Here is a 23,023-nt window from a genome sequence, read left to right on the forward strand (position 1 = left end):
CCCGATTCGAATTCTTCTGGGTCAATCACTCTGGTCTTCCGGGGCACATGGCGCTTCCGGAGAATTGCATGATCGCCCGCGTGTTCGGCTTTCAGCTGGGCGGCATCTGGCTGCGGATCGCCCGCCTGACGAAGCGGATCGGCGAGCGTTCGGCGTTGCTGCACCGTCTCGGGCTCGTCGTGCGCATGATGATGTGGATGACCAAGACGGCGCTGATCGGCGTGCGGCTCGGCCTCAATCTCCGCAATTCGCCGTCGCGCGTGGTGTGGTTCGTCGTGCAGGGCGAAAAGACCGTGCTGTGCTACACGGTCGCCGCGTGGGTGTCCGGCAAGCAATTCATCGTTCACCAGTGGGATCCGCTCGCGTGGTGGATGACGCACCGCGGCCATCCACGGCAGCTTCACGGCCTGATGCGCCGGTTGCTGGATCGGCTCGAGCGGCGCGCAATCCTGAACCTGGTGCCGAGCGACGCGTGGAAAGCGCGGCTCACTAGCGAAGGCAAGCACAGCATCCGTATCGACAACTTCTTCGACGATCCCGTCGACGACACGCAGGATCTCGTCCTGCTGTCCGATCCGAAGGCGGTCCACGCGGTATTCGTCGGCCAGTTCTATTCGAACGCGGAACTGGATGCGTTGCTGAACGTGCTGTCGCGCACGTTGCTCGCGATGGGCAAGTCGCTGGTGCTGCATTATTTCGGCTACGGCAATCCGTCCGCGACGAATCCGGGCTATCAGCTGATCGCGCATGGCGCGTTGCCGCGCGACGAACTCGTCACGCGAATCGCGAAATGGGATCTCGCGTTGCTGCCGTATCCGACGGAAGAGCGCTTCATCGAGACGTCCACGCTGTCGTTTCCGTCGAAGTCGCGCGTCTACCTCGCGGCCGGCCTGCCGATGATGTCGTGGGCCCGGGAAGGCGCTTCGCCGGACGTGTTCTATCGTGAGCATTACGGCGCGCATTATCACAACGGCTCGGTCGCGGAAGGGACCGACGCCTTCATCCGGTCGATCATGGAGGCCACGCCCGCGCACCGGCGGCAGCGCCATGAAGCGGCGCGGAAGATCCTCGGCGAGCAGTTCTCGTATTCATCCGAACTCGTTCCATTTCGTGACTTTCTGGTGCAACACGTATGAGCAACATGACCCTGGAATCCCTGGTTGTAGAAAACAAGATCCTGAAGAATCAGGCCAACCAGCTTCGATACTTCCTCGGTGGCTCGCGGATCGACGTCCGGACGGTGAACGATGTCGAATACGGGCAGACGCTCCATTGCAGTCATGACGCGCTGCATCGCGTGGCGACCAGCCTGCTGAAGCCGGCGGACGTCTGCCTCGACATCGGGCCGGGCGTGCGCCCGCAACGGATGCTCGACTGCGCGGTCCACGTGCTCGTCGAACCGCATCGCCCGTATGCCGAGAAGCTCGTTGCCAGCTACCCCGACAAGGTCGTGTATTGCGTCGACGGTCTCGAATACTTCAAGGGCGTGCTCGACAACAGCACTGACACGGTCTTCATGCTCGACGTGATCGAGCACCTGGAAAAGGAAGACGGCCAGAAACTGCTGGACCAGGCGCTGCGGGTGGCGCGCAAGCAGGTCGTGATATTCACGCCGCTGGGCTTCATGCCGCAGCACTACACGGAATCCGTGTCGTGGGAGGGCGTTCCGCATTCGGAGCTGCAGAATCACCGGTCGGGCTGGGAGCCGCACGAGTTCGACAACGCGATGCATGTGGTGTGCGAGAACTATCACTCGTCGGGTTCGAAGGTGTACGGCGCGTTCTACTCGATCATCGATGCGTCGGTGGAGCGGCAACCCCGGCTCGTGCTGATTTCCGACGGCGCGCCGAACGACTTCGAGTTTCAGGATGGTGACGTCATCATCGCGGACGTGATGTTCTCGGAGCTGAGCTGGAAGATCAATTACGTGCCCAAGCGCAACATGATCGTCGTGCCGCTTCAACTGATCGCCGAAGAAAGCCTGACGCCGCCCGAGATCCTGCGCAACTCGATCATCAACTTCGGTGCGCTCGAAAACTACCTGCGCCGTTTCGACAATGTCGTCGCGGTCGGCGCGTCGGCAGAGGTCGTGCTGCAGCGCCACCGCAACGGCTGGTCCTGATCCTGATCAACGATCCGCGCCGCACACCGGATATCGTTTGACGAAGCGGTGTGCCGCGCGCGGCAGCGGGACCTGAATCGGGGGGCGAACACCGTTCTTCAACGTGTTGGCCCGCTGCGACACCGTGCGTGATGACGCGCCGGCCGGCGTTTTAAATTGGGGTGCTATCCCCTATACTGCGGTGCCCACGCGGTGTTGCATTTTGTAGCATCCGGGGGGCGCCAATGATGAGAGACTTCCGTTTTGCGATACGTGTCGCAATACGCGGTCGCGCACCAACTTGCCGGCGGCCGTACCGCCCAGCGCAATCGGGGCGGGTCGAGGCCCGACAGGCCAACCATTGCGTTCCCGAGCCGTCGTCGCGGCACCCATGACGGGGCCGCTGGCCGACGACACATGCGCCCGATCGAGCATCGGCCCGGGATGCGCCTGAACTACAAGCTTGGAACGCCTTACCAATCGTGACTGACACGCTTTCTACCTCGCCTGTGGCCCGAAATGCCGCACCCCAGTCGGCCGCGGTCGTGGTCGTCGTGCCCGTGTACCGGGATTGTGAATTGACGCGAGCGTGTCTGGCCTCCGCGATGCCGGCCGTGATGCGCCATCCCGATGCCCGGCTTGTCGCCATCAACGACGCATCGCCGGACGTCGACATGGACGACACGCTGGCGAGCGAGGCGCGGCGGTGGGGCGAGAAACTCGTGGTGCTGCGTAACGAAGTCAACCTGGGTTTCGTGAAGACGGCCAATCGCGGCATTCGTCACGATGACCGGGCAGACGTCATCCTGCTGAACAACGATGTGATTCTGCCGGATCAGTGGCTCGAGCGGATTGTCGAGGACGCGCAGGCGCTCACCGACGCGGGCACCGTGACGCCGCTGTCGAACAACACGACGATCTCGTCGTTCCCCAATTTTGTCTCCGACAATACGAGCCCGTTGCAGCTCGATCTCGAAGGCATCGACGAAGCCTTCCGGACCAAACGCCTGACCCCTGTCGACGCACCGACCGGCGTCGGATTCTGCATGTACATCAAACGCCGGTGCCTGGATGAGGTCGGCGAGCTGGACGAGCAGTCATTCGGCACCGGCTACGGCGAAGAGAACGACTTTTGCCAGCGCGCGCTGCGCAAGGGCTGGAAAAGCTATATCTCGCCGAATCTCTACGTTCACCATCGCGGCGGCGTCAGTTTCGGCGATCAGCGCACGGAGCGCATCCGCCATGCGGATCAGACGCTCGATCGCCGTTATCCGAACTACCACGCCGACGTTCAGACCTTCGTGGCGAAGGACGAACTGCGTGGCGCACGGCTGCAACGCTACGTCGACCTGATGCGCGTCCGGGGGCTCCCGGTCGTGCTGCACGTGTCGCATGGTCTGGGCGGCGGCGTCGAGCAGCATATCAAGGACCTGGCGCAGCGCAGCGAAGGGCGCCTCGTGTCGCTCGTGCTCCGGCCGGAAGATGGCGGGCGGCTCGTTTCGATTGGCGCGTGGGATGCCGATTCGTCGATGCGCATCTCCGTCGACGCGCAGCAGGGTTTCGCCTTGCTGGTGCCGTTCCTGAAGGCGGTCGGGGTTGATCTGGTTCATTACCACCATGTACTCGGCTTGTCCGGCGACTACCTGTCGCTCGGCGCGTCGCTGGGTGCCCGCCAGATTTTCACGGTGCACGACTTCTATCTGGTCAACGGCAATCCGACGCTGACGGACGAGCGTGGCATGTTCGATCCCGCCGAACTGGACAAGGCGCACAACCCGCTGTATCCGCTACCGAAGGGCATCACCCACGACGCGTGGCGCGACCGGTATCGCGGCTTCCTGGCCGCGTGCGAACGGGTGATCTTTCCGTCGCATTCGACGTTCGCGCTGTTCGGGCGCTTCTTCGAGGTCCGCCAGCCGCTGCTGGCCTACCATCCCGAGGACCTGGCGCCGCAAGACCGGCCGCAGCGGCCCTTCGTCCGCAAGGAAAAGTACACGATCGGGGTGCTGGGCGCGCTGAGCCGCGAGAAGGGGGCCGATCTGCTCGAAGCCGCAGCCGCGCTGGCGGCGTCCCGACGGTCGAAGGCCGCGTTCACGTTGATCGGCTATGCGTATCGTCCGCTCCAGGGCGTCAAGACCACCGGGCCCTACGACAGCGCGCGCATCGGCGAGTTGATCGACGGCGAGTCGTGCGACCTGATCGCGTTCCCGGCACAGTGGCCCGAGACTTACAGCTATACGCTCAGCTCCGCGCTGGCCAGCGGGCTGCCGATCGTCGCACCCTGCATCGGCGCGTTTCCCGAGCGCGTGGCCGGGCGCGAGCAGACGGCGCTGTTTCCGCATCCGCCGACGGCCGACGCATTCTTGGCGGCCGTCGAGTCGCTGCTGACCACGCTCGAGCAAGGCGGGCCGTCGCGCGCGCCGGGGTTTGACGGTGAGCTGCCGTCTGCGGACCACTACGAGCAGCGGTACGTGCACGACGCGGGACCGGCCAGAGGGCAGGCGGATCGCACGGAGCTGGTCGCGGCACTCGATGCGCTGCTGGCCGCGCAGGAAATTGTCGTCCAGGGCGTGCGCGAGCGTGTCCTGCGGGTACTGTGGGGCATTTATACGGATCCGCGCACGCAAGCGGTCTCCCGGTTGGTCCCGCACCGGATGAAACGTGCGGTCAAGCGTTTGCTGTCGAAGCGACCGTTGCATGAAGTGATTCGAAGCTGATGATCGTTTGAGTTTGCGTTCCGGGCGTCGCCTGCGTGTGCTTCCCGCGGGCCGGTGTCCATGCCGGGCAACGTGTATGACGGCGCAATATTGCGCCGCGACATGCTGCCCCGTATTGCGTTTCAAGCGTCTCGTCGCGTTTTGCGCCGAGGCGCGGTTCGGTCGGTACCGTGGTATGGGGCGGTGTCTTGGAGTGCCGGGTCGTTGACGGCATAATGGTCGCCGTGTGACCACCTCGGCGTGCCCGCCATGCTGGCGTAGCGCGCGGTTTTTCGATCGACCGGTATTTGTTCGGCACTGTTCGACCTCGTGGGCCCGAGCGGCCCGTGCGTCGGCGAGGCAGTGCCGCAAAATTTCTTCGAGGTCTCGTCGATGTTTCGTTTCAAGGCGTCGTGGCAGTCGTTGAGCGCTTTTCTGTTCGACCTGATTGCGGTTGCAGGCGCTTGGCTGACTGCTTACGTAGTTCGATTCAACGGAATCGTCCCCACCGACTTTCTCACGGGTGCGTTCGACGCACTCGCGTGGGTGCTGCCGATCTATGGGCTGATGTTCCATTGTTTCGGCCTGTATCGCGGGCTGTGGGTATTCGCGAGCCTGCCGGACCTCCTGCGCATTTCGAAAGCCGTGATCGGCGGCGGCCTGATCGTCATGATCGGCGCCGTGATGCTGCAGCCGACGCCCATCATTCCGCGTTCCGCGCTCGTGCTGTCGCCTGTGCTGCTGTTCCTGGCCATGGGCGGCGCGCGTGCACTGTATCGCGCGAGCAAGGAGTTCTACCTGTACGGCGGGCTCGTCGGCAAAGGCAAGCCGGTGCTCGTGCTGGGCGCCGGGACGGCCGGTGCCAGCCTCGCGCGCGAACTGTCGCGCTCTGGCGAGTGGCGGCTGGTCGGTCTGCTCGATGACGACCCGGCCAAGCGCGGCCGCGAAATCTACGGCTACAAGGTGCTTGGCGCGATCGATGAATTGAATCACTGGGCGCAGTTCACCAAGGCGGAGCACGCGATCATCGCGCTGCCTTCCACACCGGTCGAGGTGCAGCGCCGGGTTGCGACGCAGTGCGTGCGCGCCGGCGTGAAGGCGATGGTGCTTCCGGCGCTGACCGCACTGATGCCGGGGCAAGGCTTTCTGTCGCAGGTCCGGAACATCGATCTCGAAGACTTGCTCGGCCGCGATGCGGTGACGATCGATACGCCGCACGTCGAGGCGCTGCTGCACGGCAGGGTCGTGATGGTGACGGGGGCCGGTGGCTCGATCGGCTCGGAACTGTGCAGGCAGATCCTGCGTTTCTCGCCCGCGCAACTGATTGCATTCGACCTGTCCGAGTACGCGATGTACCGGCTGACGGAGGAGTTGCGCGAGCGCTTCCCCGATCAGCAGGTCGTGCCGATCATCGGCGATGCGAAGGATTCGCTGCTCCTTGACCAGTTGATGTCGCGCCATGCGCCGCATATTGTGTTCCATGCGGCCGCGTACAAGCACGTGCCGCTGATGGAGGAGTACAACGCGTGGCAGGCGCTGCGCAACAACGTGCTCGGCACGTATCGCGTCGCGCGCGCGGCGATTCGCCACGACGTGCGCCACTTCGTGCTGATCTCGACGGACAAGGCCGTCAATCCGACCAACGTGATGGGCGCAAGCAAGCGTCTGGCCGAGATGGCCTGCCAGGCCCTTCAGCAGACGAGCCAGCGCACGCAGTTCGAAACCGTGCGGTTCGGCAACGTGCTCGGCAGCGCGGGCAGCGTGATTCCGAAGTTCCAGCAGCAGATCTCGAAGGGCGGCCCGGTGACGGTCACGCACCCGGAGATCACGCGATTCTTCATGACGATCCCGGAGGCGTCGCAACTCGTGCTGCAGGCATCGAGCATGGGGCGCGGTGGCGAGATCTTCATCCTCGACATGGGGCAGCCGGTGAAGATCGTGGATCTCGCCCGCGACCTGATTCGCCTGTACGGTTTCTCTGAAGAGCAGATCCGCATCGAGTTTACCGGACTGCGCCCCGGCGAAAAGCTCTACGAGGAACTGCTCGCGGACGACGAGACGACCACCCGCACGCCGCATCCGAAGCTGCGGATCGCGCGTGCGCGCGAGGTGCCGGACAACCTGCTCGACGAACTGCTGCCATGGCTGATGCAGCATCGTGTGCTGAGCGACGACGAAGTGCGGCGCGATTTGCGGCGATGGGTGGCCGAATACCAGTCGTCCAGCGCGCCGCTCCTGCACAGCGTACCCACGCGTGCCATGTCGCGTGGTTGATGGGCGAGCGACCGGATAAGTCGTGTCGCGCCGACAGCGGCGCATTGTCGAACACGTATCGCACATGACGACGCGACCTGCACGCAACGCGGTGCAGGTCGCGTTTTTCTTTTGCGGGTGCCCGCGGCGGCGCGCGCTCAGATCACGGCGCGAAGCGGCCGGCGGAGCGGCGGAATCCAGCGCAGGAGCGCAATGATCGCGAGCGCCGCGCCGAAGATCAGCAGCGTGGCCAGCATCGGATCGATCAACGGCCATCCGGTCAACTGGAGCAGTCCGAAGCGTTTTGCGATCGGATCGATCAGGAACGGATGCAGACCGTAGATGCCGAGCGTGCATCCGGAGACGGTATTCAGCAGTGGCGACGACTGGCCCGCTGGCATGCCCATGAACGCATGGAACAGGCCGCATGCGGCGGCGACGACGAGCGGCGACAGATAAAGCTGGAAGAAGGGGTTGGGTACCCCGTGGATGCGTGATTCCCAGATAGTGGCAAATACGGTGGCCACCACGGCGGCGGCGAAGACCGACAGGCCCACGACAACATTCCCCTTCAGGTCCGCAAGATACGCACCGAGAACCAGGAAGCCTGCATACATCCCGTAGCGCGACGCATCGTATACGCTCGCGCTCCCCCACCTGGCGATCAGGTCGTTCTCACGCCCGGCGAACAGCGCCTGCAGGGTCGGGTAGAGCGATGCGGTCAGGAACCATACGGCCAGCAGCCACAGTCGCTCGGATGGCGATGCGTTCTGATAGAAGCGGCGCACGGCCGGCACGACCAGGTAGATGCCGAGGATCACGTAGAAGAACCACAGGTGAAACATCGTCGGGCCGGTGACGATCGCGCGAATCCAGTTCCCGGTGTGCACGTTGTTGAAGCTGAGCCACCATAGATAGAACGTGGACCAGAACACGAGCGGGGGAATCACGCGCAGTAACCGCTTCGACAGGAACATGCCGAGCGGTTCGGATTTCCGCAACAAGTTGGCGCCGGAAATCATGAAGAAAATCGGCACGCACGCGCGTGACAGCGATTCGTAGCAGTTCGATGCACTCCACGCGGCGCTGTATTTCACGAAGCTTTCGCTGGACACGTGCAACAGCACGACCAGAAAGCAGGCAGCCACGCGCAATGCGTCTACTCGTCTATCCATCCCGATAGTGTCTCCGCGCCCTCGGGCGTCGTGTCAGTGGGACTGCATGTTAGACGATGTCAGGGATTTGTGGGATTGTGGAAATCCACCATTCGCAGATGCGTCGCAGTACGGATGATCAGCGATGCCGCGTCTTCCTCACCACCATCCACCGCGGCACGCGGAACCGCACGATGCTGAGATACAGCCACACATAAGTTAGCGCGAACAGCACGACGAACACGAACAGGTGCACCGTGTGCCGCCAGAACAGCGTCGCCGGTATCACCGCGACGAGGCACAGCAGCCACAGGTACGGTGACGTCAGCGAATTGCGGCGCGTGAGGTCGTGCGCGTGCTTCGTGCCGACGGCCCAGCGCATCAGCCGCTTGTACACGAGCATGTGCAGGTGCACGCCGTCCGGGATGCCGGGCGACATGCCGCGGATGAATTTCTTCCGGTAGATCGAGAAGCAGGTTTCGAAGATCGGGTACATGAACAGCAGCACCGGGTACCACGCGGATACCTCGCGGTTGCGCATCACGAGCATGATCGCGAGCTCTGCGAGCATGAAGCCGATGAAATACGCGCCGCCGTCGCCGAGAAAGATCAGCCCGGCGGGGAAATTCCACAGGAAGAAGCCGAGCACGGCGCCCATCATGATGATCGACGCGGACATGACGACCGGGTCGCCGACCTGGAATGCCACGTATGCGAGAGACGCGAACATCATGAAACTGACCATCGACGCGAGCCCGTTGAAGCCGTCGATGATGTTGACCGCGTTCGCGAGCGCCGCGACCGCGAGCACCGTGACGAATGCCGAAATGGCAACGTAGCCGAGCAGGAAGTCGAGCGGCGGCACGCTGATGCGCGTGACCGCGATGTTCATCAGCCAGAATGCGAGCGCGGCCGCGCCCATCGTGCACAGCAGCCGCGCGCGCGGCGACACGCGCTTGGTCAGGTCCTCGACGAGGCCGGACAGGAAGGCCGGCAGCCCGCAGGCGACGATGCCGAGAATGCTGCCGGCGATCGTCGGGTAGCGCCCGAGCAGGATCAGCGCCGACGCGACGACGCCCGCGAGGATCCCGATGCCCCCGACCCGCGGCACGGGCCGCACGTGGAATTTCTGCACGCCGGCCAGGTCGCTGTCGACCGAGAATCTCTCGTGAAGGTGCGCGTAACGCACGATGAACAGCGTGACGAGCAGGGAGACGATGAAGCCGGACGCGAAGCTGAGCATGGGATCGCTCGAAAAATAGACAGCGGATTATACAAAACCGCGCGGGTTCCCCTCCTGCCATCGCCAGTGATCGGCACACATTTCTTCGATACCGAGCGTCGCGCGCCAGCCGATGATGTCGGCCGCGGCCTGCGGGTTCGCGTAGCACTCGGCGATGTCGCCCGGGCGGCGTGCGACGAGTTCGTACGGCACCGGGCGGCCCGACGCCTTTTCAAACGCGCGCACGACTTCCAGCACGCTGTAGCCCTGGCCCGTGCCGAGGTTCACGACGAAGCTCGCGTCGCGCTTCGCCAGCGCGTCGAGCGCGGCGATGTGCCCCTTCGCGAGATCGACGACGTGGATGTAGTCGCGCACGCCCGTGCCGTCCGGCGTCGGGTAGTCGGAGCCGAACACGCGCAGCTTTTCCAGCTTGCCGACCGCGACCTGCGCGACATACGGCATCAGGTTGTTCGGGATGCCGGCCGGATCCTCGCCGATCAGCCCGCTCGCATGCGCGCCGACCGGGTTGAAGTAGCGCAGCGTCGCGATGCGCCACGCCGGGTCCGACACCTCGAGATCGCGCAGGATCTGCTCGGCGATCAGCTTCGACTGGCCGTACGGGTTCGTCGCGGACAGCGGGAACGATTCGTCGATCGGCGAGCGCTCGGGCACGCCGTACACGGTCGCGGACGAGCTGAACACGAACTGCTTGACGTTGCGCTCGCGCATGACCTTGAGCACGGCGAGCAGGCCGCCGATGTTGTTCTGGTAGTACTCGAGCGGCTTCTCGACCGATTCGCCGACGGCCTTGAGCGCCGCGAAATGGATCGTGCCGGTGATCGGATGCGCGTCGAACACCTTGGCGAGTGCGGCTTCGTCGCACACGTCGACCTGATGAAACGCGGGCGTCTTGCCCGTGATCCGCTCGATGCGGCGCACAGACTCGGACTTGCTGTTGACGAGGTTGTCGACGATCACGACGTCGTAGCCGTTGCCGAGCAGCTCGACGGCGGTATGCGAGCCGATATAGCCCGCTCCGCCGGTGACGAGGATGGTGCCTTTAGCGGTCATTGCTGATGCGCTCCTTTAGAGGGTGATACCGGTTAACGAATGGATGGTACGCCGGTAGCGTTCGACGACCTGCTGCTCGTCGAACTCCGCCGCGACCTTGTGCCGGCCGCGGGCGCCCATCGCCGACCGGCCTTCCGGTCCGAGCGCGATCATGCGAATCATTTGCTCCGCGAGGCTCGCACCGTCGCGCACGCGGCACAGGAAACCCGTTTCGCCGTCGGCGACGACGTCGCGGCAGCCCGGCACGTCGGTCGCGACGATCGGGCGGCCCATCGCCGACGCTTCCATCAGCGTGCGCGGCACGCCTTCGCGGTACGACGGCAGTACGACGCAGTCGGCCGCCGCGATATGCGGGCGTACGTCGTGCGCTTCGCCGAGATACTCGACGACGCCTTCGCCGACCCACGCATCGACATCCGCGCGGCCGATCGCGCTCGGATTGTCGACGCCGAGCGGCCCGAGCAGCTGGAATCGCGCGTTCGGGAAGCTTTCGCGCACGATGCGCGCGGCCTCCACGTACTCGCGCACACCCTTGTCCCACAGCAGGCGGCCGATCAGGATGAAGACGGGGGCGTCGCCGGCAGGCAGCGGCACGGGCGCGAACTGTTCGAGGTCGACGCCTTCGCCGTGCAGCAGCCGTGCGCGGTCGGGATGCGCGAGCAACTGCTCGTCGGTGAAGGTGGCGAGATCGTCGCGGTTCAGGAACCAGACTTCACGCGGGAAGCGGAACGCGAACCGGTACAGGCGCTTCGCGACGCTTGCCGCGCGGCTCTTCTGGATGAAGACGTAGCCGAGCCCCGTCGTCACCGCGATCGACGGCACGCGCGCGAGCCACGCGGCGACCGAGCCGTAGATGTTCGGCTTGATCGTGTAGTGGAACACGAGATCGGGCTGCAGCGCGCGGTAGTGACGCACCAGCGCGGCAAGCGTGCCGAGATCCTCGCGCGGGCTCGTGCCTTTCGACGCGACCGCGAGCGCCACGTAGCGGCAGCCCATCTGCTCGAGCAAGGGCACCGTGCGGTCGTGCGGCGCAATCACGACGACCTCGGCGCCGCGCGCGACGAGCGCGCGGATCAGCCCGTGGCGATACGTGTAGATCGCCCAGGCCGTGTTGCAGACGAGCGCGATGCGCAGCGGGGAGGTGGCGGACATGAAAAAAAGAAAAAATAAAGCGTCGAAATGGCCGAAAACGCCGGATCCGCGTCAGGCGGACGGCCGGGCGGCGAACAGCGTCTGCTTGATCCGCTGCAACGTACGGTACGGCGTCACGAAATGCAGCAGGTTCTTGGCGAGGCCGGCCCAGTCGTACGGGTTCAGCGCGTTGAAGTGGCTCAGCAGCAGCGTGAGCGTCGACACCAGCTGGCGCCGGCGCTTGGTCGCACTGATCCCGCCCTCGTTCAGTTCGTAATAGAGACCGAGTTCCGGCAGGTTCGCGCAATCGTAACGTTGCATTAACCGTAAAAAAAGATCGAGATCCTCGGCCGCACGGTACTTGGCGCGATAGTTCCCCACTTCACGCACGGCGTCGATGCGCAGCATGACCGACGGGTGCACGAGCGGCGAGCGCAGAAAGCGCGTGCGGCGCAGCGTGCGCGGATCGGCGGGCGGCGTCAGCATGAAGCGGGGTTCGCCGGCGCGCGACACGACCTGCGTCCACATGCCGACGCAGGCCACGCGCGGGTGGGCGCCGAGATACGCGCGCTCCTTCGCGAGGCGCTGCGGCGCGGCGAGATCGCCCGCGTCGATGCGCGCCGCAAAGCGGAAGCCGCGCGCGGCGAGCGCGTCGATGCCGGCTGCGAGCGCGCGCTCGATGCCGCCGTTCTCCGGCATGCGCAGCACGTCGATCGTGAGGCCGGGCAGGTCGGGTGCGACGATCGGCGGCGTGCTGCCGTCATCGACGATCAGCACGTGCACGGGCGTGTCCTCGCGAAACGACGCGAGGGTCCGAACGACGTCGTCGTGCCCGTTGTAGGCCGGCATCAGCACGGCCACGTCGTCGAGCGGGGGCGGGCAATCAGGGGACGTCATGGTCGCAGCTTGAAACGGATGTAATAAAAATTGACGGCGGTGGCGGCCAGATAGCCGGCCGCCAGCCCGACGAGCGCGCCGTACAGGCCGAGGCGCGGGATCGCGAACAGGTTGACGAGCGCGGCGATCGCGAGCGCGAGCAGCCATTTCGCCAGCAAGACGAATTTTGCTTGATATTTGAGAACGATAAGATTGCCTATCGCCTCGATGCCGGCCGGCACCGACAGCCAGACCGCCCAGCGGAAGATGTCGACCGAGGCCTCGTAGCCGTGGCCGAACACCTTGCCGACGATCAGCGGGGCGGCGGCGTCGAGCACGAGTGCGCCGGCCGTCATCAGGCCGGCCGTCATCGCGATCAGCCGGACGATGTTGCGGCGCAGCCGCGCGACGTCCTGCACGCGGTAGACGAAGGCGGGCGCGATCGTCTGCGCGAGCATCAGCGCGAGTGTGATCCAGTTCTCGTTGAGCTGCTGCGCGGCCGAGTAACGGCCGAGATCGGCGAACGACACGTGGCGCTCGAGCATCAGGCGGTCGAGCTTCAGGAACAGGTACATGCAGATGAGGCCGAGCCAGAACACGGTGCCGGCTGTCGCAAAGTGCCTGAACAGCGGTTTGTCGAACGTCCAGCCGAGCGCGTCGCCGTTACGATGCCGGTAGTACAGCAGCAGCGCGAAGCCGATTGCGGCGGCCTCGAGCGCCCACAGCCACGCGAAGCGGGCGGGGCCCGCGGCCGCGCGGACCAGCAGCCAGACGAGCAGTGCCTTCGCCAGCGCGGTGACCATGCTGGTGACGAGCTGCGGCTTGCTGTAGGTCATGCTCTGCAGCCACGCGTTGATCAGGCCGACGAACGGCTCGCGGAACACCATCGTGACCGTCAGGCCCGCGAGCATCGCGCCGACCAGCGGATCGAAGGCGCCCGCGGCGATCGCGATCCAGGTCGCGACGAGTGCGGCGGCGGAGACGGCGATGCGCAGCGCGAACGCGCTGCCGAGTACCGCGCCGAGCTGGGCGGGCGGGCGCTGGACGATGGTCGGGACGAGGATTTCCGCGCCGCACACCCAGGTGAGCGGCGCCAGTACCAGGAGGAGCGTATTCGCATACTGCCATTTGCCGAACACATCCGGCCCGAAATAACGGGCCAGCAGGCCGCTGATCGCGATCGCGACGCCGATCTGCGTGAGCCGTTCGAGCCCCAGCCAGACGAGATTCGCGACGGCCTTCGCGACATCCGGGTTGCCGAAGCGCTTCAGCATGCGGAGCGACCGGGCACGCGCAAGGCGGCCGGCAGGGCGCCCGGAGGCTGCGGGTTGGCGGCGGCGGGACGGCTAGGCATTAAAATGGGCGGCATGCGCGTCATCAAAACCCGCGATTATAAGTGGGATCGGGGTCGCTCCCGCCGTTGCGCGCCAGTGGTTGCGCTCCGCGCCGGGCCAGCATGTATCATGCGCGGCACCGGCGAGCGGCGGCCAGGCAAGCCAGACAATTTTCCATGCACGCAACTGAGAGAAGAGAATCGATGATCTCCCAATCCATCTTCAAGGCATATGACATTCGTGGCGTGGTCGGCAAGACGCTCGACACCGACACCGCGCGCGCGATCGGCCGGGCATTCGGCAGCGAAGTGCGTGCGCAGGGCGGCGATGCGGTCGTCGTCGCGCGCGACGGCCGCCTGTCCGGGCCGGACCTCGTCGGCGCGCTTGCCGACGGCCTGCGTGCGGCGGGCGTCGACGTCGTCGACGTCGGCATGGTGCCAACGCCGGTCGGCTATTTCGCGGCGAACGTGCCGCTCGCGCTGAAGGGCGGCGAGCGCCGCGTCGATTCGTGCATCGTCGTCACGGGCAGCCACAACCCGCCCGACTACAACGGCTTCAAGATGGTGCTGCGCGGTGGCGCGATCTACGGCGAGCAGATCCAGGCGCTGTACCGCCGCATCGTCGACGAGCGCTTCGAGACGGGCAGCGGCTCGTACGAACAGTTCGACGTGGCCGACCAATACATCGCGCGCATCGTCGGCGACATCAAGCCGGCCCGCCCGATGAAGCTCGTCGTCGACGCCGGCAACGGCGTGGCCGGCCCGCTTGCGACGCGCCTGTTCAAGGCGCTCGGCTGCGAACTCGTCGAGCGCTTCACCGACATCGACGGCACGTTCCCGAACCACCACCCCGATCCCGCCCACCCGGAAAACCTGCAGGACGTGATCCAGGCGCTGAAGGACACCGACGCCGAAATCGGCTTCGCGTTCGACGGCGACGGCGACCGCCTCGGCGTCGTCACGAAGGACGGCCAGATCATCTATCCGGACCGCCAGCTGATGCTGTTCGCGGAAGAAGTGCTGTCGCGCAACCCGGGCGCGCAGATCATCTACGACGTGAAGTGCACGCGTCACCTCGCGCAGTGGATCAAGTCGAAGGGCGGCGAACCGCTGATGTGGAAGACGGGCCACTCGCTCGTGAAGGCGAAGCTGCGCGAGACGGGTGCGCCGCTCGCCGGTGAAATGAGCGGCCACGTGTTCTTCAAGGATCGCTGGTACGGCTTCGACGACGGTCTCTACACGGGCGCGCGCCTGCTCGAGATCCTCACGAAGACGGCCGACCCGAGCGCGCTGCTGAACGGGCTGCCGGACGCGATGAGCACGCCCGAACTGCAGCTCTGGCTCGACGAAGGCGAGAACTTCCGCCTGATCGACAAGCTGCAGAAAGAAGCGAAGTTCGACGGCGCCGAGGAAGTCGTGACGATCGACGGCCTGCGTGTCGAGTACCCGGACGGCTTCGGCCTCGCGCGTTCGTCGAACACGACGCCGGTCGTCGTGATGCGCTTCGAAGCCGAGACGCAGGAAGGGCTCGAGCGCATCCAGGAGGACTTCCGCCGCGTGCTGACGGCCGCGAAGCCGGACGTCAAGCTGCCGTTCTGAGCATCGGCGGCCGGCGGGCCGCCAACGGCGCGAGGGTGGGTCCAATCGTCGCGCCATCCCCGAAAAGCGGCGCACGCCAAAGGCGTGCGGCCGCTTTTTGTCTGTCTGGCCCCCCGGGCGCGATAAAATCCCCCCTTTATGCTTGTCGCCGGCTGCCAGCCGGCGTTTTTTCAGCGTGCAAAAGATCCTGATCGTGCGCGTGTCGTCGCTGGGCGACGTCGTGCACAACATGCCGGTGATCGCCGATATCCGGCGCCGCCACCCCGATGCGCAGATCGACTGGCTCGTCGAGGAAAGCTTCGTCGACCTCGTGAAGCTCGTCGACGGCGTGCGCGACGTGCTGCCGTTCTCGCTGCGCCGCTGGCGCAAGAAGCCGTTCTCGGGCGCCACGTGGCGCGAGATCCGTGCCTTCCGCCAGCGCCTCGCGGCCGAGCAGTACGACCTCGTGATCGACTGCCAGGGCCTCATCAAGACGGCCTGGGTCGCGAGCTGGGCGCGCGGCCCGCTCGTCGGGCTCGGCAACCGTACCGACGGCGCCGGCTACGAATGGCCCGTGCGTTTCTTCTACCGCAAGCGCGTGCCGATCGCACCGCGCACGCACGTCGTCGAGCGCTCGCGGCAACTCGTCGCGGCCGCGCTGGGCGACCCGGCGCCGACGCCGGCCGATCCGGTCGACTTCGGCCTCGATACGCGCGCGGCGGCACTCGCGGTGGCCGCGCTCGGCCTGAACCTGCCGGTGCCGTACGTGGTGTTCGTCCATGCGACGTCGCGCGCCGACAAGCAGTGGCCGGACGCCGCGTGGATCGAGCTCGGCCAGGCGCTCGTGCGGCGCGGCGCGTCGCTCGTGCTGCCGTGGGGCAACGACGCGGAACGCGCGACCAGCGAGCGGCTCGCGAAGGAGTTCGGCGCGGCGGCGATCGTGCCGCCGCGGCTGTCGCTGCCGGCCGTGGTCGGCCTGATCGACGGCGCGGCCGCCACCGTCGGGGTTGATACAGGTCTGGTTCACATCGCGGCGGCGCTGAAGCGTCCGACGGTCGAACTGTACAATTTCGCGACGGCCTGGCGGACCGGCGGCTACTGGTCGCCGAACGTCGTCAATCTCGGCACGGCGGGGCAGCCCCCGTCGATCGCGCAGGTGAAGTCGGCGCTCGCGGGCTTCGGCCTCCTGTAACGCCTGCCATACGCACGAACCCACGCGAACCGATCATGAGCGAATCCCAGATCATCGAAGTCCCGTCCGCCGACTGGAGCGGACACAACCTGTCGGCGCCGCGCGAGCAACTGCTGGCCGCCGTCGAGGAAGGCAAGGTGCTGTATTTCCCGCATCTGCGCTTCGCGATCGAAGGCGGCGAGGAAGCGCTGCTCGATCCGGCGCTCGCCGACCCGAAACGCAAGAACATCAGCCTCGCGCCGAACGGCGGCGCGCTCGCCGGCGTGCTCGGCGACAGCGTCACGCAGTCGGCCGTGCGCGCGCTCGTCGCGCGCTTCCAGCAGCAGGCCGGCACGCTCGTCGACGGCCTGTTTCCCGAATACCGCGGCAAGCTGCGCGTCGCGCCGACGAGCCTGCGGCTGATGCAGGTCGAGACGCGCCAGACATCGTGGCGCAAGGACGACAGCCGGCTGCACGTCGACGCGTTCCCGTCGCGGCCCAACTACGGCGAGCGCATCCTGCGCGTGTTCACGAACGTGAACCCGGCCGGCGTGCCGCGCGTGTGGCGCGTCGGCGAGCCGTTCGAGGACGTCGCGAAGCGCTTCCTGCCGTCGATCAAGCCGCAACTGCCGGGCGCTGCGTGGCTGCTGAACCTGCTGCACGTGACGAAGTCGCCGCGCAGCGCGTACGACCACCTGATGCTGAACCTCCACGACAGCATGAAGGCCGATCTCGACTACCAGAAGACGAGCCCGCAGGAGACGATGCCGTTTCCGCCGGGCTGCGTGTGGATATGTTTCTCGGATCAGACTTCGCACGCTGTGATGTCCGGCCAGTTCATGCTCGAGCAGACCTTCTTCCTGCCGGTCGACGCGATGGTTCGCCGCGAATGCGCGCCGCTCGGCATTCTCGAACGCCTGCAGGGCAGGGCGCTGGTTTGAGCGCACACCTGCTTCGATTCAATACGAGGGCTGCCGCATGCTGAGGGCGATCTATCGCGCGCTGTGGTGGCTCGTCGCTCCTGTCGCTGTCATCCGGCTCTACGTGCGCTCGCGCAAGGAGCGTGGCTATCGCGAGCACATCGGCGAACGTTTCGGCTACGTGACGGGCCGCTCGCGTGACGAACGCGCGCCGCTGATCTGGGTGCATGCGGTATCGGTCGGCGAGACGCGCGCGGCGCAGCCGCTGATCGACGCGCTGATGCGCGTGCGCCCCGATGCACGCATCCTGCTCACGCACATGACGCCGAGCGGCCGTGCGACCGGCGAACAGATCTTCGGCGATCGCGTGCTGCGCTGCTACCTGCCGTACGACATGCCCGGTGCGGTGCGGCGTTTCCTGCACGCATGGCGCCCGACGCTCGGCCTCGTGATGGAAACCGAGGTGTGGCCCACGCTGATCGACGAATGCCGCCGCGCGGACGTGCCGCTGGTGCTGACCAATGCGCGCATGTCCGCGCGTTCGTTCCGTCGCGCGGGGAAATTCGGCGCGGCGACGCACGACGTGTTCGGCGGCTTCTCGCGTGTGCTCGCGCAGAGCCCGGCCGATGCGGAGCGGCTGACGTCGCTCGGCGCGCGCAACGTGACCGTGCTCGGCAACCTGAAGTTCGACATGACGACGCCGCCGGAACTCGCGGCGCGCGGCCATGCGTGGCGCGACGCGATCGGCGCGCGGCCCGTGTGGGTCGCCGCGAGCACGCGCGAGAACGAGGAGGCGCTGGTGCTGCAGGCGTTCGCCGCGATGCGTACGCCCGGCGCGCTGCTGGTGCTCGTGCCGCGTCATCCGCAGCGTTTCGCCGAGGTCGAGGCGCTCGTCGAGCGCAACGGGCTCAAGTGCGTGCGACGCTCCGCATGGGTGGCCGACGCGGCGGCGCTCGCAGCCGGCCGGCCGGCTGCCGAACCGCTGCCGGACGACGTGACGGTGCTGCTCGGCGATTCGATGGGCGAGCTCGGCGCGTATTACGCGGCCGCCGACGTCGCGTTCATCGGCGGCAGCCTGCTGCCGCTCGGCGGCCAGAACCTGATCGAAGCGTGCGCGGTCGGCGTGCCGGTGCTGATCGGGAAGCACGTATTCAACTTCACGCAGGCGACTGCCGACGCGGTCGCGGCGGGCGCGGCGCTGCAGGTCGAGGATCCGCTCGATCTCGCGCACGTGCTCGACGCGCTGTTTGCCGACAAGGCGCGGCGCATCGCGATGGGTGCGGCCGGCGCGGCCTTCGCGGCGCGTCACCGCGGCGCGACCGCGCGCACGGTCGACGTGCTCGCGGCACTGTTGCCGCCCGCCGAACGCGGCGCGCGCGCGCTGCAGGACGCGCAGGACACGTCCGACGACTAGGCGAAGGCGGTGCAATGCCGCCGGGTGCATGCGTGGCGGCACCGTGTGGCGCCGCCGCGCCGCTCAGACCGTCAGCAAGCCCTTCTTCTCGATGAATGCGATCACGTCCGCGACGCCTTCGAGCGCCTTCAGGTTCGTCATCACGTAAGGCCGCTCGCCGCGCATCTTCTTCGTGTCGGACGCCATCACGTCGAGGTTCGCGCCGACCAGCGGCGCGAGATCGGTCTTGTTGATCACGAGCAGGTCGGACTTCGTGATGCCGGGGCCGCCCTTGCGCGGAATCTTCTCGCCGCCCGCGACGTCGATCACGTAGATCGTCAGGTCCGACAGCTCGGGGCTGAAGGTTGCCGCGAGATTGTCGCCGCCCGATTCGATGAACACGATGTCGGCGTCGGGAAAGCGCGACAGCATCCGGTCGACGGCCTCGAGATTGATCGACGCATCCTCGCGGATCGCCGTGTGCGGGCAGCCGCCCGTCTCGACGCCCATGATGCGCTCCTCGGGCAGCGCGCCCGCGACCGTCAGCAGCCGCTGGTCTTCCTTCGTATAGATGTCGTTGGTGATCGCGACGAGGTCGTAGCGCTCGCGCATCGCCTTGCACAGCATTTCGAGCAGGGTGGTCTTGCCGGAGCCGACGGGGCCGCCGATGCCGACGCGCAGCGGCGGCAGTTTCTTCGTGCGGCGGGCGGAGGAGGGAGCGGGTGCGTTCATGGCGTGTGTCGTGTGTTCAGGAGCGGAACAACCGCGAATACTGGGTTTCGTGCCGCGCGGACAGGATGCCGAGCTGCGGCGCGAACGTGTTGACGGCGTCGGGCGGCGTTGCGAGCGCGCGGCGTACGGCCGCGTCGACCGCGCCGCGCAGCGCGACGATGATGCGTTGTCCGGCGAGCTGGCCGAGCGGCACGGCCTTCAGCGCGGCGGACGTCTGGTTCTCGACCCAGCTGAATGCGTACGCGGCGAGTACGGCGTCGGCGCTCGCGTCGTGCGCGGCGGCTGCGTATGCGAACGCGGTCGGTAGCGCGATCGGCGAAATCGACGCGAGCGTCGCGCGGCGTGCGGCATCGCCCCATTCGAGCGACGCGCACAATTGCGCGAGCGACCAGCCCATCTGTTCGGTCTCGCGGCGCAGTTCCGCCGATTCGCGGCTCGCGATGAACCACGCATTCTCGGCGACGAGCGCCGCCGCGTCGTGCGCATGCCAGCGCGCGAGCTGGTGTGCGAGGAACGGCAGCTCGCCGTGCGCGAGCACGTCGGTCAGGCCGCTCGCAATCCAGTCGCGCGCGGTATCCGCGTCGTGGATCAGGTTTGCGTCGAGCGCCGCTTCAAGCCCCTGCGAATAGCTGAACGCGCCGATCGGCAGCGCCGGCGACGCGAGGTGCAGCAGCGTGACGAGTTCAGTGGTGGTCATGACCGTGATGGCCATGCGTGCAGCCTGGACCATGCTGATGATCGTGATCGTGATCGTGATCGTGATCGTGATCGTGATCGTGATCGTGATCGTGCGAATGCGAGTGCCCGTGATGTTCGTCGAACACCTGCTGCGCAAGCGCGTAGTCCTCGGCGAACGTCGCGTCATGCCCGTGCTTGTGGCCGCCGCCGTACGCGCCGGCTTCCGGCTGGAACGGCGCGAGTGTCTCCTCGACCTGCGTGCCGAGCCGGCGCAGCATGTCGGCGAGTACCGGGTCGGCTTCGAGCTTCAGGTAACCGTCGCCGATCTCGACCGGCGTGTGACGGTTGCCGAGGTGGTAGGCGGCGCGCATCAGCGTGAGCGGGTCGGCCGCGCGCACGCGCAGCACGGTTTCGGGCGCCGCGGCGATGCGCACGAGCGCGCCGTCGTCGGCGACGAGCACGTCACCGTCGCGCAGGATCGTGCCGCGCGGCAGCAGGACGGCGACGTCCTCGCCGGTGTCGAGCGTCGCCGCGAGGCGGCTCTTGCAGCGGGCGTCATAGGCGAGCGTGAGCGTCGGCGCGCGCGCGACGAGCGACGCGGCGAGTTTCACGTTCGGGGCAATGCGTTTGTCGAGAGTGCGCATGAAACGGGGAACCGGAAATCAGAACAGGAAATAGCGCTGCGCCATCGGCAGCACCGTCGCCGGCTCGCAGGTGAGCAACTGGCCGTCGGCGATCACGTCGTAGGTTTCGGGATCGACGCTGATCGACGGGCGCCACGCGTTGTGGATCATGTCGGCCTTCGTCACGTTGCGGCAGTTGCGCACGGGCACGATCCGCTTCGCGAGGCCGTAGCGTTCCGCGATGCCCGCATCGGCCGCCATCTGCGACACGAAGGTCAGCGACGTGCGCGCGAGCGCACCGCCGCGCGTCGCGAACATCTCGCGATAGTGGACCGGCTGCGGCGTGGGGATCGATGCGTTCGGGTCGCCCATCTGCGCCATCGCGATCATCCCGCCCTTCAGGATCATCGACGGCTTGATCCCGAAGAACGCCGGTTCCCACAGCACGAGGTCGGCCCACTTGCCGGGTTCGATCGAGCCGACTTCGTGCGCGATGCCGTGCGTGAGCGCCGGGTTGATCGTGTACTTCGCGACGTAGCGCTTCGCGCGGAAGTTGTCGTTGCGTGTGGTGTCCTCCGGCAGCGCGCCGCGCTGCACCTTCATCTTGTGCGCGGTCTGCCACGTGCGGATGATCACTTCACCGACGCGGCCCATCGCCTGCGAATCGGACGACAGCATCGACAGCGCGCCGAGATCGTGCAGGATGTCCTCGGCCGCGATCGTCTCGCGGCGGATCCGCGATTCGGCGAACGCGAGATCCTCGGCGATCGACGGATCGAGGTGATGGCACACCATCAGCATGTCGAGATGCTCGTCGAGCGTGTTGATCGTGTACGGGCGCGTCGGGTTGGTCGACGACGGCAGCACGTTCGCCTCGCCGCACACCTTCAGGATGTCGGGCGCATGGCCGCCGCCCGCGCCTTCGGTGTGGTACGTGTGGATCGTGCGGCCCTTGAACGCGGCGACCGTCGATTCGACGAAACCGCCTTCGTTCAGCGTGTCGGTGTGGATCGCGACCTGCGTGTCGGTGTCGTCGGCGACCGACAGGCAGTTGTCGATGGCGGCGGGCGTCGTGCCCCAGTCCTCGTGCAGCTTCAGCCCGATTGCGCCGGCCGCGATCTGCTCGACGAGCGGTTCCGGCAGGCTCGCGTTGCCCTTGCCGAGGAAGCCGAGGTTGATCGGCCAGCCGTCGGCGGCCTGCAGCATCCGCTCCATGTGCCACGGGCCCGGCGTGCAGGTCGTCGCGTTGGTGCCGGTGGCCGGCCCCGTGCCGCCGCCGACCATCGTCGTGACGCCCGATGCGAGCGCCTCGTCGATCTGCTGCGGGCTGATGAAGTGGATGTGCGTGTCGATGCCGCCGGCCGTCACGATCAACCCTTCGCCGGCGATCACTTCGGTCGCCGCGCCGATCGCGATCGTCACGCCCGGCTGGATGTCGGGATTGCCGGCCTTGCCGATCGCGGCGATGCGGCCGTGCTTGATCGCGATGTCGGCTTTCACGATGCCCCAGTGATCGAGGATCACCGCGTTCGTGATGATCGTGTCGGGCACGTCGGCCGCCACGCGCTGCGACTGGCCCATCCCGTCGCGGATTACTTTCCCGCCGCCGAATTTCACTTCCTCGCCGTAGGTCGTGTAATCGCGTTCGATCTCGATCAGCAGTTCGGTATCGGCGAGCCGGACGCGGTCGCCCGTCGTCGGCCCGAACATTTCCGCGTACGCGCGGCGGCTCAAGCGTAGTGTCATGTCGTGCTGTTCCTGAAGAGCGGGGCGCGGCTTACAGCGGCCCCATCACCTTGCCCTGAAAACCGTAGACGGCGCGATCGCCCGCGAGTGCGACCAGCTCGACCGTGCGCGTCTGGCCCGGCTCGAAACGCACGGCGGTGCCGGCCGCGATGTTCAGGCGAAAGCCGCGCGCGGCCGCGCGATCGAACGACAGCGCGTCGTTGACTTCGAAGAAGTGGTAGTGCGAGCCGACCTGCACCGGGCGGTCGCCGGTGTTCGCGACGACGAGCGTGAGCGTTTCGCGGCCCACGTTCAGTTCGTGGTCGCCGTCGTCGGTGAGGATTTCGCCGGGGATCATGCGGGGCC

General features: G+C 66.6%; 19 protein-coding genes. 8 read left to right on the top strand and 11 right to left on the bottom strand.

Annotated elements, in window-relative coordinates:
* The first annotated feature begins 68 nt into the window (after positions 1–68).
* From ACPTTF_RS04445 to ACPTTF_RS04460, 4 genes are all read left to right on the top strand, one after another.
* Positions 69–1,136 (top strand): hypothetical protein, encoded by a 1,068-nt coding sequence (locus ACPTTF_RS04445; RefSeq protein ID WP_423370390.1) that lies wholly within the window; start codon positions 69–71, stop codon positions 1,134–1,136.
* A 5-nt stretch (positions 1,137–1,141) separates the two neighbouring features.
* Positions 1,142–2,122, top strand: coding sequence for a hypothetical protein (locus ACPTTF_RS04450; RefSeq protein WP_423370391.1), 981 nt, complete (start codon positions 1,142–1,144; stop codon positions 2,120–2,122).
* Positions 2,123–2,583: 461 nt separating this feature from the next.
* Positions 2,584–4,818: a glycosyltransferase gene (locus tag ACPTTF_RS04455; RefSeq protein WP_423370392.1), complete on the top strand. Its 2,235-nt coding sequence runs from the start codon at positions 2,584–2,586 to the stop codon at positions 4,816–4,818.
* A gap of 372 nt (positions 4,819–5,190) precedes the next feature.
* Positions 5,191–7,071, top strand: a complete 1,881-nt coding sequence (locus ACPTTF_RS04460; RefSeq protein ID WP_423370393.1) for a polysaccharide biosynthesis protein — start codon at positions 5,191–5,193, stop codon at positions 7,069–7,071.
* Positions 7,072–7,208: 137 nt separating this feature from the next.
* On the opposite strand, the gene ACPTTF_RS04465 is transcribed toward ACPTTF_RS04460, so the two are convergent.
* The 6 genes from ACPTTF_RS04465 to ACPTTF_RS04490 form a co-directional block, all read right to left on the bottom strand.
* Positions 7,209–8,225 carry an acyltransferase gene (locus tag ACPTTF_RS04465; protein ID WP_423370394.1) on the bottom strand — a complete coding sequence of 339 codons (1,017 nt, stop codon included), beginning with the start codon at positions 8,223–8,225 and terminating at the stop codon, positions 7,209–7,211.
* 118 nt (positions 8,226–8,343) lie between these two features.
* Positions 8,344–9,447 carry an MraY family glycosyltransferase gene (locus ACPTTF_RS04470; RefSeq protein ID WP_423370395.1) on the bottom strand — a complete coding sequence of 368 codons (1,104 nt, stop codon included), beginning with the start codon at positions 9,445–9,447 and terminating at the stop codon, positions 8,344–8,346.
* Positions 9,448–9,474: 27 nt separating this feature from the next.
* Entirely contained in the window at positions 9,475–10,497 is a 1,023-nt protein-coding gene (gene galE / locus ACPTTF_RS04475) for a UDP-glucose 4-epimerase GalE (RefSeq protein ID WP_423370396.1), read from the bottom strand.
* Positions 10,498–10,512: 15 nt separating this feature from the next.
* Positions 10,513–11,649: a glycosyltransferase family 4 protein gene (locus tag ACPTTF_RS04480; protein ID WP_423370397.1), complete on the bottom strand. Its 1,137-nt coding sequence runs from the start codon at positions 11,647–11,649 to the stop codon at positions 10,513–10,515.
* A 51-nt stretch (positions 11,650–11,700) separates the two neighbouring features.
* A complete protein-coding gene (locus tag ACPTTF_RS04485; RefSeq protein ID WP_423370398.1) occupies positions 11,701–12,525 on the bottom strand; it encodes a glycosyltransferase in 825 nt (274 codons plus the stop codon).
* On the bottom strand, positions 12,522–13,778 hold the full coding sequence (locus ACPTTF_RS04490; RefSeq protein WP_423370399.1) for a lipopolysaccharide biosynthesis protein: 1,257 nt from the start codon (positions 13,776–13,778) through the stop codon (positions 12,522–12,524). Before ACPTTF_RS04490 ends, ACPTTF_RS04485 begins: the two co-directional genes overlap by 4 nt.
* Positions 13,779–14,041: 263 nt before the next feature.
* On the opposite strand from ACPTTF_RS04490, the gene ACPTTF_RS04495 reads away from it, so the two are divergent.
* The 4 genes from ACPTTF_RS04495 (at position 14,042) to waaA (ending at position 18,920) form a co-directional block, all read left to right on the top strand.
* Complete coding sequence (locus ACPTTF_RS04495; RefSeq protein WP_423370400.1) at positions 14,042–15,436, top strand: phosphomannomutase/phosphoglucomutase; 1,395 nt, start codon at positions 14,042–14,044, stop codon at positions 15,434–15,436.
* 175 nt (positions 15,437–15,611) lie between these two features.
* Positions 15,612–16,607 carry a lipopolysaccharide heptosyltransferase I gene (waaC, locus tag ACPTTF_RS04500; protein ID WP_423370401.1) on the top strand — a complete coding sequence of 332 codons (996 nt, stop codon included), beginning with the start codon at positions 15,612–15,614 and terminating at the stop codon, positions 16,605–16,607.
* 35 nt (positions 16,608–16,642) lie between these two features.
* On the top strand, positions 16,643–17,527 hold the full coding sequence (locus tag ACPTTF_RS04505; protein ID WP_166957162.1) for a Kdo hydroxylase family protein: 885 nt from the start codon (positions 16,643–16,645) through the stop codon (positions 17,525–17,527).
* Positions 17,528–17,564: 37 nt separating this feature from the next.
* A complete protein-coding gene (gene waaA, locus ACPTTF_RS04510) occupies positions 17,565–18,920 on the top strand; it encodes a lipid IV(A) 3-deoxy-D-manno-octulosonic acid transferase (RefSeq protein ID WP_423370402.1) in 1,356 nt (451 codons plus the stop codon).
* A 63-nt stretch (positions 18,921–18,983) separates the two neighbouring features.
* Here waaA and ureG read toward each other — a convergent pair whose 3' ends face one another.
* Genes ureG through ACPTTF_RS04535 form a run of 5 tightly spaced genes read right to left on the bottom strand, consistent with a single transcriptional unit; the run spans position 18,984 to position 23,015 of the window.
* On the bottom strand, positions 18,984–19,631 hold the full coding sequence (gene ureG, locus ACPTTF_RS04515) for an urease accessory protein UreG (protein WP_069746001.1): 648 nt from the start codon (positions 19,629–19,631) through the stop codon (positions 18,984–18,986).
* 16 nt (positions 19,632–19,647) lie between these two features.
* The gene (locus ACPTTF_RS04520) at positions 19,648–20,328 is read right to left on the bottom strand and encodes an urease accessory protein UreF (RefSeq protein WP_423370403.1); all 681 of its coding nucleotides are present in this window, start codon (positions 20,326–20,328) and stop codon (positions 19,648–19,650) included.
* On the bottom strand, positions 20,315–20,953 hold the full coding sequence (gene ureE / locus ACPTTF_RS04525) for an urease accessory protein UreE (RefSeq protein ID WP_423370404.1): 639 nt from the start codon (positions 20,951–20,953) through the stop codon (positions 20,315–20,317). The genes ACPTTF_RS04520 and ureE overlap by 14 nt, the downstream gene beginning before the upstream one ends.
* A gap of 18 nt (positions 20,954–20,971) precedes the next feature.
* A complete protein-coding gene (gene ureC, locus ACPTTF_RS04530) occupies positions 20,972–22,678 on the bottom strand; it encodes an urease subunit alpha (RefSeq protein WP_423370405.1) in 1,707 nt (568 codons plus the stop codon).
* A 31-nt stretch (positions 22,679–22,709) separates the two neighbouring features.
* On the bottom strand, positions 22,710–23,015 hold the full coding sequence (locus ACPTTF_RS04535) for an urease subunit beta (protein WP_048251499.1): 306 nt from the start codon (positions 23,013–23,015) through the stop codon (positions 22,710–22,712).
* Positions 23,016–23,023 lie beyond the last annotated feature (8 nt).

The organism is Burkholderia crassaminum, from assembly GCF_964265005.1.
Classification (GTDB): Bacteria; Pseudomonadota; Gammaproteobacteria; order Burkholderiales; family Burkholderiaceae; genus Burkholderia.